Below are 14,295 nucleotides of genomic sequence, written 5' to 3'. Positions count from 1 at the left end.
CACCGATTACTGGCGAGTCTTAGTAAAATGAGGAGGTGCAAGTATGTACGCAATTATTGAAACTGGTGGTAAACAGCTAAAAGTTGAAGAAGGTCAAGCTATCTACATTGAAAAGCTTGAAGCAACAGCAGGCGACACTGTTACATTTGACAAAGTTCTTTTCGTAGGTGGCGACAACGTAAAAGTTGGTTCACCTTTAGTGGAAGGTGCTTCTGTAACAGCTAAAGTTGAAAAACAAGGCCGTAGCAAGAAGGTTATCGTTTTCAAATACAAGCCGAAAAAAGGTTACAGCAAGAAGCAAGGTCATCGTCAACCATACACAAAAGTAGTAGTTGAAAAAATCAACGCGTAAGGCGTGATTTAGATGATACGTGTTTCAATTACACGCACGACAGAAAATAAAGTGCAATCCTTTTCTATAAGTGGCCATGCTAATTTCGCAAATCGTGGTCAGGACATCGTATGTGCTGGCGTATCAGCTGTGTCAATCGGTTCGATAAATGCAGTTATGTCATTAACGGACGCCGACCTTGATATTAAACAGGCAGATAGCGGGTACATTAGCGTTAACGTTCCTGATTTCACTGATGCTGAGATAGATAGTAAAGTGCAGCTTTTATTAGAAGGAATGATTGTTTCTTTACAAACGATCGAAAAAGATTATGGCAAATATATAACAATTTCCGAACAAGTGGGAGGTGCAACATAATGTTAAGATTAGACCTTCAGTTTTTCGCATCTAAAAAGGGTGTAGGTTCTACAAAAAACGGCCGTGACTCTATGGCGAAGCGTCTTGGCGCTAAGCGTGCCGATGGACAATTTGTATCAGGTGGTTCAATTCTTTACCGTCAACGCGGTACTAAGATTTACCCAGGAGCAAACGTTGGCCGTGGCGGCGACGATACATTATTCGCAAAGGTTGACGGAGTAGTACGCTTCGAGCGTTTAGGCCGTGACCGTAAGCAAGTGAGTGTATATCCAGTAGCTCAAGAAGCTTAATTTTATATGCTTATAAAAAACCCCTTTCCCGCGTTGGGATTGGGGTTTTTTATTGTACAGTAGTAAAGTAGATACTGTCTAACTCCACGCTCTCAAGAGGTTTTTTATGAGTAACCTACTTCGCACATATAGTCAGATTCGTTTGTTTTGTTTTATACTACATAGGGTAGATGAGGTCATTGTTAATTTTTATAACAAATTTAAGTGGCTGAGAGTTTATTGTATGCTATAATCCAATAAATGAGTGGTTTCACGGATTATCATTAAGTAAGTAGGTGAATATATATGAAACAAAATTGGGAACTTACAGAGGTTCTCCATCATTCAAGGCATGATTGGTTAAATCGTATGCAAATTATTAAAGGTAACTTGTCATTACATAAATATGAGCATGTTGAGGATATCATAAGCAATATCGTGTCTGAAATGCAGCATGAATCGAAGTTATACAATTTAAAAGTACCTAAATTAGCTGTTTTACTAATGACATATAACTGGACAACCCCGCCGATTATTCTTGAGTATGAAGTGATTGGTGATGTATACAGTCTTACTGACTATGATGAAGAGCTGTATACTTGGTGTGCTGCATTTATACAATGCTTACAACAACAGGTGGAGCCAGGTTCAGATAGTCATTTAAGTCTATCAATTGAGCTTAGTAAGGATAGTATTCGTTTCTTTTTTGATTTTAGTGGAATAATAAAAAATAGTTCAGATATTATAAATTGGATTAAGAGTCAATCTAATGTTGGTCGTATAGCTGTGATAGAGAATGCCGTTTTAGACAATGAGCTCACAGTTGCTCTTGAAATCCAATAATTGTATTTTTCTTTATAGAAAGGAAGTCGCACATTGTTTGTCGATCAAGTCAAGATATATGTAAAAGGTGGAGATGGCGGAAACGGGATGGTAGCGTTTCGCCGTGAGAAATATGTACCTAAAGGTGGGCCAGCAGGTGGAGATGGCGGAAAGGGATCAAATGTTGTCTTTGAAGTAGAGGATGGCTTACGGACTCTAATGGATTTTCGCTATAAACGTCATTTTAAGGCAACACCTGGCGAGCATGGTATGTCAAAAGGGATGCATGGGCGCAACGCCGACGATATGGTTGTAAAGGTGCCACCAGGTACGGTTGTAAAAGATGAGGATACACAAGAGGTTATTGCTGATTTAACAGAGCATGGTCAACGTGCTGTTATTGCTAGAGGTGGACGAGGCGGACGTGGTAACACACGCTTTGCAACGCCAGCAAATCCCGCACCAGAAATTGCTGAAAACGGAGAACCAGGACAAGAGCGTCATGTTGTGCTTGAACTAAAGTTACTTGCTGATGTTGGGTTAGTAGGCTTCCCAAGTGTAGGGAAATCTACATTACTTTCGATTGTGTCTGCTGCAAAGCCGAAGATTGCCGAATATCACTTTACTACACTTGTACCTAATTTAGGTGTTGTAGAAACGCAAGACGGGCGAAGCTTTGTAATGGCTGATTTGCCTGGATTAATTGAAGGTGCTCATGCAGGTGTCGGTCTAGGACATCAGTTTTTAAGACATATTGAGCGTACGCGTGTGATTGTTCACGTTATTGATATGGCTTCTATTGAAGAGCGTGATCCGTATGAAGATTATGTAGTCATTAATGATGAGCTTCGTGAGTACAATTTAAGGCTAACAGAGCGTCCGCAAATTATCGTGGCAAATAAAATGGATATGCCGGGAGCCGAAGAAAACTTAAAAGCCTTTAAAGAAAAGCTAAAAGATGATTTTCCAATCTATCCGATTTCTGCAGTTACTCATTCGGGAATTCGCGAGCTTTTATTTGCCATTGCAGATACTATAGAGAAAACACCTGAGTTTCCAATGGAGACTAAAGATGAGCCAACTGAAAATCGCGTTGTCTATCGTCATGAAAAGGAAATGCCTGATTTCAAAGTATCTCGTGAAAGTGATGGTACATTTGTCATAACAGGAGACAGACTCGAAAAGTTATTTAAAATGACTGATTTCTCAAGAGATGAATCTGTTCGTAGATTTGCTAGACAGCTTCGTGGTATGGGAATTGATGATGCGTTACGCGAGCGCGGTGCAAAAGATGGAGATATCGTGAAAATATTGGATTATGAGTTTGAATTTATAGAATAGCTTATTCTCAGGAGAGGAGAAGACGCTTAATATGGTAAATAAAAAAGAAAGATTTTTTCTAGTTAGAGAAGATGTGCTTCCTGAAGCTATAAAAAAAACCATAGAGGCTAAGGAACTCATTGAAAAAGGGAAGGCAAAAGGCATTGCAGAAGCAACCGCTATGGCGGATGTGAGCCGCAGTGCTTTTTACAAATATCGTGATGCCGTCTTTCCGTTTCATCGTGTTGTTAAGGAGAATATTATTTCGCTGTTTATTTACCTTGAAGACCGTTCGGGTACTCTATCAGAAGTACTGCATGTCGTCGCAAAGGCTGGATTTAACATTTTAACAATACATCAAACGATTCCTCTCCAAGGACGTGCTAATGTCACGCTTTCACTTGATACGTCTGCTATGACTGTCGAAATTAATGAATTGCTAGCACATATTAGACGTTTGGAGTTTGTTATTAAAGTGGATGTACTTGGCACAGGTGTATAAGGGGGAGGAAATACTTTGAACTCAGTAGGGTTTTTAGGTCCAAAGGCTACGTTCACGCATTTTGCTGTGTCTTCTATGTTTCCTACAAGTGAAAAAGTCCCTTTTCATACTATTCCAGAGGTGATTGATGCAGTTGGCTCTGGAGAAGTGGTATGGGGGGTAGTTCCTTTAGAAAATGCATTAGAGGGCTCTGTCAATCTGACTATAGATTATTTGATACATAGTGTTCCTTTGCATATTGTTGCTGAGCTTGTGACACCAATCAAACAGCATTTAATGGTATGTCCTGATAATGCAAACAATTGGCGAAATATTACGAAAGTGTATTCTCATTCACACGCTATAGCACAATGCCATAAATTTTTGCATCAACAGTTTAAAGGGCTTGAGCTAGAACATACATCTTCTACAAGTGCGGCAGCCCAGTTTGTTAGTGAAAACCCTGACCTACCAATCGCTGCTATTGCTAATAAAATGGCAGCTGAGGAATATAAATTAAAAGTTGTACAGGAAAATATTCATGATTACTCACACAATCATACTCGTTTTGTTGTGTTACATAAAGTGATGAAAAACTTAGAGACGGATAACAGTTTATATAAAGGCGATAAAACGACGCTTGTTATCACACTGCCGTCAGATGAAGAAGCGGGTGCGCTTCATCAAGTGTTGTCTGCTTTTGCCTGGAGAAAGCTAAATCTATCTAAAATCGAATCTAGACCTATGAAAACGGGACTTGGTCATTACTTTTTCATAATAGATATTGAGCAGAAAATGGATAAAGTTCTTATACCAGGAGCCATAGCAGAGCTAGAGGCGCTAGGGTGTAGCATAAAAGTGTTAGGGTCTTATCCATACTATCAAATTAAATAATGTATCTATTACCTCTTTAAGTATTTCTTAAAGGGGTTTTTTAGTAGGCTTCTATTTCCTTCATTTCTTGACTAGTGTGTGGAGTTTGGTGTAATTCAATCTTTGATATCGATTGAGACAAGTAGTAAAGAGCTTCCTACTTAAGAAAAGGGAATCTATATCTATCGGCAACATTTTAACTCTCATGCATAATATAGGGCATTAGCTCATAAAGTGTTGTGAAGCACTATGTTATTCAAATGATAGGAGCTATACAGTTATAAGGAGGGGACAACGACAGCATGAAGATTCATATTGTACAAAAAGGAGACACCCTTTGGAAAATCGCCAAAAAGTATGGTGTTGATTTTGAAGAACTAAAAAAGATGAATTCACAGCTAAGTAACCCTGATTTAATTATGCCAGGAATGAAAATAAAAGTACCATCCAATGGGGTACCAGTAAAAAAAGAAGCACAAGTAAAAGAATCGGTTAAAGAAACACAAAAGAAGGAAGCGGTTGCGCCTACACCACCTAAGCCAAAGGAAAAGCCACAGCCAAGTGTAGTTAGTCCAGAGGAAACACCACAGCCAAGTAAAATGAAACCAGAACCACCTAAGGCTGTACATCCATTTGCTGAAAAGCCAATGAAATCAAAAGCTGTCATGGAAGAAGATGAAGGAGTAAATAAAGCGCCAGTTATGCCGAACATGCCAAATATGCCAATGATGCCTAAGGCACCAACCATGCCTGAAGTGGATATTAACAACTATTACTTAATGAACATGAACGTACAGCAACCACCTGTACCCCCTATGCCAATGAAGCCACAAATGAAACCGGATATGAAGCCTGAGATGAAACCACAGGTGAAGCCAGACATGAAGCCTGAGATGAAACCACAATTGAAACCAGACATGAAGCAACCTATGAAGCCTGACAATATCTTGCCGGGTATGATGAAGCCGGATTTTGATGATGTAGAGGAAATGAAAGGTAAAGATCTAATATCACCACAACAAACAGGTGAAATGGAGGGTCATGCCGGAATGAACATGCCAAATATACCTTTCGTACCTTACGGGCAACCATTTGGTCAACAGCCTTATGGGCAACAGTTTGCACAACAGCCATACGGACAACAATTTGCACAGCAACCTTTTGGTGCTATGCCTTTTAATCAAGCACCGTACGGCTATAATCCATATGCTGCTACAACTCCATACCCACAAGCAGGTATGCCATATGAAGATGATGATGATGATGAGCTAGAAATGCCATCAGTGCCTAATGTAAACTATGCTCAAAATCCACAAGCTGTAGCACCGGCTCAAACAGGACCATATACACCAAATTTAGCCGATTGTTATCCAATATCACCATTAATGCCGGGAGATGGATTTGGTTATAATGCTGCAGGACCATTTCCAGGTTACGGTATGCCACTAGCGGGATACCCTGAGGCTGTAAGCCCAACTGAGGATTTTGATGACAATCCAGATTATGATCACGGTACGCCAGCACCTGGTACTGGTTTTCCAGGAGGCTATGGCATGCAGCAACCATTTGCACCAAACCCATATGGCGCACAAGCACCGTTTGGAGGTGTACCAGGCGGATTCGCCGCACAAGCACCATACGGAGGTGCACCAGGTGGCTTCGGCGCACAAGCACCGTTCGGAGGTGCACCAGGTGGCTTCGGCGCACAAGCACCGTACGGAGCTGCACCAGGTGGCTTTGGCGCACAAGCACCATACGGAGGTGCACCAGGTGGCTTCGGCGCACAAGCACCATACGGAGGTGTACCAGGCGGATTCGGTGCACAAGCACCATACGGAGGTGCACCAGGACCGTATGGAGCAGTACCAGGTGGATTTACACCTTCTCCACACGGAGGACCAACAGGATATGGTTCACCATCACCAGGAGGTTTTGGAGTAAATCCATATCAAGGAGTTCCTGGTATGCAACAACCAGGCTTTGGCTTCCAACAAGCCCCTTATGGTGGGTTCGCAGGAGCGAACCCATATGACTACAGACAAAATCCTGTATTTGGGGAACCAGACTTAGAAGATGAAGATAATGATTAATGAGAGAAAGACGGCTTTTCATGAGCCGTCTTTTTTTCTGTTGTTTAACGAAAGGAGTCACAATTTTTGTCATTTTTAGTCGATATTTGCAGGTGCCTGGCACGTCGAAAATTGGAGTGTCTAAAAAGCCAGTAAAATCAACGGTTCAAAAATTGTCGTTAAATGTCGGTGCCAGGCACCGACATTTATCTGCATATAATGACAAACAATTACATATCCGAGTCATTGTCCAGCACAATTAACGCATTCTACGGCTGTAGTCGGTCACAAGAGTTGTACTATGCACTCATTAAGATAGAACGCGGACTAGGTTCAATATTTTTACATAAATCAAATCTCTATGTCTACACGACATTAGCCCTAATTAATAATTCGTTCTCTTACGTTCAGCACGATTATGAAATCGAATATAAGACCGCAAATGATTTCACCTGAATTTTTCATACAAAAAAATTATTGTAAGCGTATTTATGTGATTTTTTGCTTTTTAAAGGTTGTTTTTACCACTAGTTTTATGTATAACAGAGTACAAAGATTACTTTTTTAGGAGGATAAAACTTTGGAAAAAGAAAAAATAGAAGTGGTTATTGATTCTCTTGTATCATGGCTACAAGAGCAAGTATCAAGTGCTGGCCTTAACGGAGCATTAGTTGGTATTAGTGGTGGTATTGACTCTGCCGTTGTTGCGCATCTTATTAAAAGAGCTTTTCCAGACTCATCTTTAGGCTTGATTATGCCGTGTAAAAGTAACCCTAAAGACCAGCAAGATGCTGAAAGAGTAGCTGCTAGCTGTGGGATAAACCATCAGGTTATAGATTTAACAAAAGCACATGATGCTTTATTTAGTGAAGTATTGAACAGTCTAAAGCAAGCGGGAGAATGGAATGAAAATGCATCTAAACTAGGTGATGCCAATACAAGAGCTCGTCTAAGAATGACAACATTATATGCTGTTGCCAACAATTACGGGTATATTGTAGTAGGTACAGACAATGCAGCAGAATGGCATACTGGCTACTTTACAAAGTATGGTGATGGTGGAGTAGACTTAGTTCCACTAGTTCATTTTACAAAAGGACAAGTGAGAGAGCTTGCGAAGGTTTTAGGTGTACCTGACGAAATTATTACGAAAGCGCCAAGCGCAGGACTTTGGGAAGATCAAACAGATGAAAATGAAATGGGTACAACATATAATATGATTGATGCTTATTTAACTGGTCAAGCTATTCCTGATAAAGATAGAGAAATTATTGACTCATTACATAATAAGTCTGAGCATAAGCGACAAATGGCGGCAGCACCACCAAAATCAATTACCTTCAACTAACATAAATAAAAATCCCCCTTCGTTACAATCTATATGTGAGCAATACTTTTTGCTCACTATTTTGTAGCAAGGGGGTTTTGTATTGAATAGACGTTTATTAACAGGAACAACTGCGTTATTAATTACTAGTATGTTGGTTGCCTGTGGAGCAAATGAAGGTGCTATGGACCAACGTGACAATGGGACTGAAAATGTAACACCGATAGGATTTTATACAAACGAGGATACTAATGATTACGGTGATCGTGGGAGAAATACACGAACTCCTACCAATGTTACGTACGAAAATAACCGTAATGACGCAAATGGTAATGCTACTTTTGTAGATAATGATGGTCCTATCACCGAAATGATTGAACAAACGGATACAAATCGTACACGTTATGGTAACGGTCATAGATATGACTATATAAATGGAATGAGCGATCTTGAAAGGGAAAAAACGTATTCTAACTACACACCTCCAACAAGTGTTACTAATCGTGTAGATAATAACAAAGCCTCAAACATGCAGGAAGGATTAAACTACGGAGCATTAGTTGATGAAATCACTGCACGTGTTTTAGATCTTGATAATGTAAATGATGCTCGTACAGTTTTATATGGTGACACAATTTTAGTTGCGGTTGATTTAAATGATGACAACAACGCTGCAGCTAATAGAAAAGTACGTAATGCAGTTAAAGCAATTGCTGGTGATTATAATGTGCAAGTTGTCACAGGTGATGATGCTTTTACACGCGTTCGTGACCTAGATTATAGCTTAAGAAACGGCGGAAGAATGGATCATCTTCAAGTTAAATTTCGTGAGTTGTATGATGATACCGGAGAATCTGTACAACGACCATTTCAAGTTAACGAATAATGTATTGTTTTAAAGACACAGGGACCTTTTGGTCTTTGTGTCATTTTTTTGTAAGATATGTCTTCGGTTTGAGATATGCTGGGGTATTTACAGGACTTTTCTAAAAAGGGAAAACCCATCTCCTTTAGGTGTGGAAGTGTCACAATAAGAGTTCTTACGCTATTATAAGACTATGTAATAGTTCTCTATTCATAGTTCAGGTTTAAATTTTTTACTTTGTGGTGATACTAAGAACGAGGTAGATATAACTATAACAAAAGAAGTTTTCAAGTGCATCAGATAATAATCTGAAAACGATGTGAGCAATGCGTTCACAAAAACTTCGAGGTGATCATATATGAAGAGGACCATTCGCATAATTAGTATAATAATACTGCTACTAGTTTGCACTGCTATAAGTTCAATAATAAAAATGCCGTTAGTCTTTGGGGAAGACAACCTAAGGAATGAAGAGTCTGTATATGAAATTTCAGGACCTTTGTCAGTAACTGTTTTACTAGAAAGAGTCTATATTGACGGAGAAGTAAGTGAAGAAATAGTAGAGGAAACTATTTGGTCGATGGAGGACTTTTGGTCAGAATATGCAGATTGGCAGCTAGTTGATCAAAATGAGGAAATTATCGTATTTCAAAAGAATATTGATGATATCTCACCGTTGTTAAAGGCGAATGGCTATTTTGGAATAACTGACGAAGGCATTTTAACTATTTTTAACGGCAAGCCTGAACACTCACCACACAATGTGATACAATCTTTTTTTCAAATAAATATTGAAAAATTAGAGAGTTATCAGCACGACGAGCTTCGTAAAGGTATTAGAATTGAGTCTAAAGATCAATATGAACATGTCATAGAAACTTTTAAACCTTATTCTAATCAACCTTGAAAAGGAAAGAATCTTAGCAAAATGTAAAGTACATCACAGGCGTTTACCTTGACTGGTATACGTCTTTTTATATTTGCATAGTAGATTACAACTTAAAATGAGAACATACTTTTCCATAATAGATTCTCACTTTTAGTGAAAATGTGTTACAATGAAGGGCAGTATATATAGGGGAGAGACATGTATGATCGCCTTTTTAATAGGAAAAGTAGCGACTGTTACACCGCAATATGTAGTGGTCGAAAACAATGGAATAGGGTATCAAATTTTCACACCAAATCCATTTATATTTCATAATGACGAAACAGTTACAATATATACATATCAATACGTACGAGAAGATACGTTAGCATTATATGGTTTTCAAACGAAAGAAGAAAAAGAATTGTTTATTAAGCTCCTCAATGTTACCGGTATTGGTCCAAAAGGTGGCTTAGCAATATTAGCAGCTGGACGAGTTGATCAACTTGTAGCAGCCATCGAACGTGAAGATGAAAGTTTCTTAACAAAGTTTCCTGGTGTAGGAAAGAAAACGGCACGGCAAATTATTTTAGACTTAAAAGGCAAACTTGAAGAGTTTATAGACGATCTATTTACGGAACCTACAAAACAAACTACTACTAAAGTAAAAGATGGCTCTGTTGCTCTAGAGGAAGCTTGCGAAGCATTGCAAGCACTTGGATATTCTGATAGAGAAATTCGTAAGGTTAAGCCGCTACTTCAAGAAGAAGCTCTCACGACAGATCAATACATAAAACGTGCATTACAGCTTTTGCTGAATCAATAGTATGGTGTAACGGATTCGAACTGTAGAGAAACTTGTCATTAAAAAGCGTAAGGAAATGTAAGGTGCGGTGAGATTTGGGTTTATTAAGATGAAATAAAAAGTGGTGATTTAGTTGCATGAACGAATTATTTCGGGAGAGGCTGTAAGTGATGAACAGTCATTTGAGTATAGCCTTCGTCCTAAAAATTTAGCACAATATATCGGCCAGGATAAAGTGAAGGAGCATTTAAAGATATTTATTGAGGCTGCTAAACTTCGGCAGGAGTCTTTAGACCATGTATTGTTATATGGGCCTCCTGGACTTGGAAAGACGACGTTATCGTTAATAATTGCTAATGAGATGAATGTCAATTTGCGAACAACAAGCGGACCAGCTATTGAGCGTCCTGGTGATTTAGCGGCAATATTGTCTACACTCGAGCCTGGAGATGTACTGTTTATTGATGAAATTCACCGTCTTCATCGTAGTGTTGAAGAGATTTTATATCCTGCTATGGAGGATTTTTGTTTAGATATTGTAGTAGGCAAAGGGCCTTCAGCAAGATCTATTCGTCTTGATTTACCTCCGTTTACACTTGTTGGTGCCACGACAAGGGCAGGCATGCTTTCTGCTCCTCTACGGGACCGATTTGGCGTCCTTTGTCGCTTAGAATATTATCAAGTATCACATTTGACAGAAATAGTTAAAAGAACAGCCTCTGTATTTGACGTTGAAATAACAGATGATGCAGCACATGAAATAGCATCAAGATCGAGAGGAACACCACGTATTGCCAATCGCTTGTTACGTCGAGTGCGCGATTTTGCGCAAGTACGTGGAGATGGTACCATTTCTACAGAACTGGCAAACATAGCGTTAGAGCTTCTACAAGTTGATAAGCTAGGGCTCGACCATATAGACCATAAGCTTATCAATAATATAATTGAAAAATTTAAAGGTGGTCCGGTTGGCCTTGATACAATTGCTGCAACAATTGGAGAAGAACGAGACACGATTGAAGATGTTTATGAGCCATATTTACTGCAAATCGGATTTTTACAACGTACGCCGCGAGGTCGTGTTGTAACTGAACTTGCATATCGACATATTGGCCGGGAGGTTAATTCTGATGAATGACGGGAATCTTCCAAAGCTCATAATGACTATTGGTGGTGTTTTGCTAGTGATCGGTTTTTTGATGCAGTTTATCAAAATCGGTCGACTGCCAGGAGATATTTTTATTAAAAAGGGGAATACTACTTTTTATTTTCCCATCGTCACTTCCATCATTTTAAGTATTGTGTTATCCTTTATTTTTTATGTAATCGGGCGAATGCGCTAATTTACTACAGCAGGTGATATCCATGGATGTACAAGAATTTGATTTTTATTTACCAGACCACTTAATTGCACAAACCCCACTTAAGAACCGTGAGGGTTCTCGATTAATGGTTGTAGACAAGGAAACAGGTAATATTGAGCATAAGTATTTTCGTGATATTCTACATTATTTAAACGAGGGCGATTGTCTCGTTTTGAACGATACTCGTGTGTTACCAGCTAGACTGTATGGAGTGAAAGAAGATACAGGTGCTACTATTGAAGTGCTGTTATTAAAGCAAGTTCATGGTGATACATGGGAAACACTCATTAAACCGGCGAAACGAATAAAAGAAGGCAGCGTTATACATTTCGGTGATGGTTTATTAAAAGCAACGTGCACAAAGATGTTAGATCATGGTGGACGTCATCTAGAGTTTACATATGATGGTATTTTCCTTGAAGTTCTTGAAGAGTTAGGCGAAATGCCCCTTCCTCCATACATTAAAGAGCAACTGAAGGAAAAGGAAAGATACCAAACAGTGTATGCGAGAGAGCCAGGCTCTGCTGCAGCGCCTACAGCGGGCTTACATTTTACTGAACAACTGCTCGAGGATATTAGGGCAAAAGGCATTCATACAGCGTTTGTAACGTTGCATGTTGGTCTAGGTACGTTTAGGCCAGTGTCAGTTGATAAGGTTGAGGAACACAACATGCATGCAGAGTTTTATCAAATGACAGAGGGGACAGCACGTCTTTTGAACGATGTACGTGCGAAAGGTGGACGAATACTTGCTGTTGGAACAACGTCCACACGCACCCTTGAGACGATTGCACGAGACAATGAAGGGAAGTTTGTTGAATCAAGCGGATGGACAGACATATTTATATATCCAGGCTATGAGTTCAAAGCAATCAATGGGTTGTTAACGAATTTTCATTTGCCTAAGTCGTCTTTAGTGATGCTTGTAAGTGCTCTATTAGGTAAAGAAACTACCCTGCGAGCATATAAAGAAGCTGTAGACGAATCATATCGTTTCTTTAGCTTCGGCGATGCAATGTTTATAAAATAGGCTCTGTTAACCCGTTGTTGATTTTCGCTACAATCAACAATTGACAATTAACTAAAATAAGCAACATGGCTCTTTCATACAGCCAACCATGTTAAGAAAATTCGCACCATGGAGATTGAAAAAAAGTACTGCTCATAGATAAGAACTAAGAATGAGCGGACATACACGACACTCCTGCGGAAAAATAATCAAGCCAAGACCCCACAGGGCACATGCCCGAGGAGGCTTGGCTGATTGTCCGCGGAAAGGGAGTGGATGGGAGCGAATCGAAAATCAAAATAAAGGTTTATTTTCAGGGTAGACATTAAATAAAATAAAATCACCAAGAAAGACAGGTGGAAAGAAGCATGGCAGCAATACGCTATGAATTAATTAAAACATGTAAACAAACAGGTGCTAGACTTGGACGTGTTCACACGCCACATGGTACAATTGAAACGCCCGTTTTTATGCCTGTTGGAACATTAGCCACTGTAAAAACAATGGCGCCTGAAGAACTAAAGGATATGGGTGCAGAGATAATCTTGAGTAATACATATCATCTGTGGCTTCGTCCAGGTCATGATATTGTAAAAGAAGCAGGCGGCCTACATAAGTTTATGAATTGGGACCGTCCAATCTTAACAGACTCGGGTGGATTCCAGGTTTTTAGTTTAAGTGAATTCCGCAAAATTGAGGAAGAAGGCGTACATTTCCGAAATCACTTAAATGGTGACAAGCTGTTTTTATCACCAGAGAAGGCAATGGATATTCAAAATGCGCTTGGTTCCGATATTATGATGGCGTTTGACGAATGTCCTCCGTATCCAGCTGAATTTGATTATATGAAAAAGTCCGTAGAGCGTACTTCAAGATGGGCTGAGCGCTGTGTTAATGCTCATCAACGTCCAGAAGACCAAGGGCTATTTGGTATTGTTCAAGGTGGAGAATACGAGGAACTTCGTAAGCAAAGCGCTCGTGATTTAATTTCTTTAGATTTCCCAGGCTATGCTATTGGAGGGCTATCAGTAGGTGAGCCAAAAGATGTAATGAACCGAGTTCTTGAATTTACGACACCATGGCTACCAACCGATAAACCAAGATATTTAATGGGTGTCGGCTCACCTGACTCGTTAGTGGATGGGGCTATTCGTGGCGTGGACATGTTCGACTGTGTCTTGCCAACTAGAATTGCACGTAACGGTACAGTTATGACCTCTATAGGGCGATTGAATATCAAAAAAGCTGAGTATGCAAGAGACTTTTCTCCACTTGATGAGAATTGCTCATGTTATACATGTCGTAATTATTCGAAAGCTTATATTCGACATCTCATCAAAACAAACGAGATTCTCGGAATGAGATTAACATCTTATCATAATTTGCATTTTCTGATAAAATTAATGGAGCAAGTCCGTCAAGCAATTCGTGAAGATCGGCTTGGAACATTCAGAGATGAATTTTTCGAGTCTTATGGGTTTAATAAACCAAACGCGAAAAACTTTTAAGCTTGA

The 14,295-nt window shown here is 39.5% G+C and carries 15 protein-coding genes, 1 pseudogene and 1 other annotated feature (1 of these 17 cut by a window edge); all 16 genes and pseudogenes read left to right on the top strand.

Features of this window, described 5'->3' with window-relative positions; translation table 11 throughout:
- Nucleotides 1-30, top strand: a sequence feature (ribosomal protein L21 leader region) (it extends 52 nt beyond the left edge of the window).
- A gap of 13 nt (nt 31-43) precedes the next feature.
- The 16 genes and pseudogenes from rplU (at nt 44) to tgt (ending at nt 14,289) form a co-directional block, all read left to right on the top strand.
- The gene (gene rplU, locus EJF36_RS14585; RefSeq protein WP_125907018.1) at nt 44-352 is read left to right on the top strand and encodes a 50S ribosomal protein L21; all 309 of its coding nucleotides are present in this window, start codon (nt 44-46) and stop codon (nt 350-352) included.
- Nucleotides 353-364: 12 nt separating this feature from the next.
- On the top strand, nt 365-709 hold the full coding sequence (locus tag EJF36_RS14580; RefSeq protein WP_125907017.1) for a ribosomal-processing cysteine protease Prp: 345 nt from the start codon (nt 365-367) through the stop codon (nt 707-709).
- Complete coding sequence (gene rpmA / locus EJF36_RS14575; RefSeq protein ID WP_125907016.1) at nt 709-999, top strand: 50S ribosomal protein L27; 291 nt, start codon at nt 709-711, stop codon at nt 997-999. Before EJF36_RS14580 ends, rpmA begins: the two co-directional genes overlap by 1 nt.
- A gap of 285 nt (nt 1,000-1,284) precedes the next feature.
- Nucleotides 1,285-1,821 (top strand): sporulation initiation phosphotransferase B, encoded by a 537-nt coding sequence (locus EJF36_RS14570; RefSeq protein ID WP_125907015.1) that lies wholly within the window; start codon nt 1,285-1,287, stop codon nt 1,819-1,821.
- A gap of 33 nt (nt 1,822-1,854) precedes the next feature.
- The gene (gene obgE, locus EJF36_RS14565; protein ID WP_125907014.1) at nt 1,855-3,141 is read left to right on the top strand and encodes a GTPase ObgE; all 1,287 of its coding nucleotides are present in this window, start codon (nt 1,855-1,857) and stop codon (nt 3,139-3,141) included.
- 31 nt (nt 3,142-3,172) lie between these two features.
- A complete protein-coding gene (locus EJF36_RS14560; RefSeq protein WP_125907013.1) occupies nt 3,173-3,622 on the top strand; it encodes an ACT domain-containing protein in 450 nt (149 codons plus the stop codon).
- Nucleotides 3,623-3,637: 15 nt separating this feature from the next.
- Nucleotides 3,638-4,495 carry a prephenate dehydratase gene (gene pheA, locus EJF36_RS14555; protein WP_125907012.1) on the top strand — a complete coding sequence of 286 codons (858 nt, stop codon included), beginning with the start codon at nt 3,638-3,640 and terminating at the stop codon, nt 4,493-4,495.
- Nucleotides 4,496-4,776: 281 nt separating this feature from the next.
- A pseudogene (gene safA / locus EJF36_RS22340) lies at nt 4,777-4,989 on the top strand (SafA/ExsA family spore coat assembly protein); the annotation flags it as partial.
- 2,149 nt (nt 4,990-7,138) lie between these two features.
- Entirely contained in the window at nt 7,139-7,891 is a 753-nt protein-coding gene (nadE, locus tag EJF36_RS14545) for an NAD(+) synthase (RefSeq protein ID WP_125908400.1), read from the top strand.
- A gap of 82 nt (nt 7,892-7,973) precedes the next feature.
- Nucleotides 7,974-8,756, top strand: coding sequence for a YhcN/YlaJ family sporulation lipoprotein (locus EJF36_RS14540; protein WP_125907010.1), 783 nt, complete (start codon nt 7,974-7,976; stop codon nt 8,754-8,756).
- 337 nt (nt 8,757-9,093) lie between these two features.
- Nucleotides 9,094-9,642, top strand: a complete 549-nt coding sequence (locus EJF36_RS14535; protein ID WP_395940596.1) for a BofC C-terminal domain-containing protein — start codon at nt 9,094-9,096, stop codon at nt 9,640-9,642.
- 184 nt (nt 9,643-9,826) lie between these two features.
- Complete coding sequence (gene ruvA / locus EJF36_RS14530) at nt 9,827-10,429, top strand: Holliday junction branch migration protein RuvA (RefSeq protein ID WP_125907009.1); 603 nt, start codon at nt 9,827-9,829, stop codon at nt 10,427-10,429.
- Between the two features lie 112 nt (nt 10,430-10,541).
- Nucleotides 10,542-11,546, top strand: coding sequence for a Holliday junction branch migration DNA helicase RuvB (gene ruvB / locus EJF36_RS14525; protein ID WP_125907008.1), 1,005 nt, complete (start codon nt 10,542-10,544; stop codon nt 11,544-11,546).
- A complete protein-coding gene (locus EJF36_RS14520) occupies nt 11,539-11,751 on the top strand; it encodes a DUF2905 domain-containing protein (RefSeq protein WP_125907007.1) in 213 nt (70 codons plus the stop codon). The genes ruvB and EJF36_RS14520 overlap by 8 nt, the downstream gene beginning before the upstream one ends.
- Nucleotides 11,752-11,773: 22 nt before the next feature.
- Nucleotides 11,774-12,802: a tRNA preQ1(34) S-adenosylmethionine ribosyltransferase-isomerase QueA gene (gene queA / locus EJF36_RS14515; protein WP_125907006.1), complete on the top strand. Its 1,029-nt coding sequence runs from the start codon at nt 11,774-11,776 to the stop codon at nt 12,800-12,802.
- A 347-nt stretch (nt 12,803-13,149) separates the two neighbouring features.
- Nucleotides 13,150-14,289, top strand: coding sequence for a tRNA guanosine(34) transglycosylase Tgt (gene tgt / locus EJF36_RS14510; RefSeq protein ID WP_125907005.1), 1,140 nt, complete (start codon nt 13,150-13,152; stop codon nt 14,287-14,289).
- Nucleotides 14,290-14,295 lie beyond the last annotated feature (6 nt).

Source organism: Bacillus sp. HMF5848 (assembly GCF_003944835.1).
GTDB lineage: Bacteria > Bacillota > Bacilli > Bacillales > HMF5848 > HMF5848.
The sequence above is the reverse complement of the archived record's forward strand: the minus strand, read 5'-3'. Positions and strand labels throughout refer to the sequence as shown.

Bases quoted from the DNA above. Each gene is read 5' to 3' on its own strand.
- rplU (WP_125907018.1), top strand. From the start codon at position 44: ATGTACGCAATTATTGAAACTGGTGGTAAACAGCTAAAAGTTGAAGAA.
- EJF36_RS14580 (WP_125907017.1), top strand. From the start codon at position 365: ATGATACGTGTTTCAATTACACGCACGACAGAAAATAAAGTGCAATCC.
- rpmA (WP_125907016.1), top strand. From the start codon at position 709: ATGTTAAGATTAGACCTTCAGTTTTTCGCATCTAAAAAGGGTGTAGGT.
- EJF36_RS14570 (WP_125907015.1), top strand. From the start codon at position 1,285: ATGAAACAAAATTGGGAACTTACAGAGGTTCTCCATCATTCAAGGCAT.
- EJF36_RS14560 (WP_125907013.1), top strand. From the start codon at position 3,173: ATGGTAAATAAAAAAGAAAGATTTTTTCTAGTTAGAGAAGATGTGCTT.
- EJF36_RS14535 (WP_395940596.1), top strand. From the start codon at position 9,094: ATGAAGAGGACCATTCGCATAATTAGTATAATAATACTGCTACTAGTT.
- ruvA (WP_125907009.1), top strand. From the start codon at position 9,827: ATGATCGCCTTTTTAATAGGAAAAGTAGCGACTGTTACACCGCAATAT.
- EJF36_RS14520 (WP_125907007.1), top strand. From the start codon at position 11,539: ATGAATGACGGGAATCTTCCAAAGCTCATAATGACTATTGGTGGTGTT.
- queA (WP_125907006.1), top strand. From the start codon at position 11,774: ATGGATGTACAAGAATTTGATTTTTATTTACCAGACCACTTAATTGCA.
- tgt (WP_125907005.1), top strand. From the start codon at position 13,150: ATGGCAGCAATACGCTATGAATTAATTAAAACATGTAAACAAACAGGT.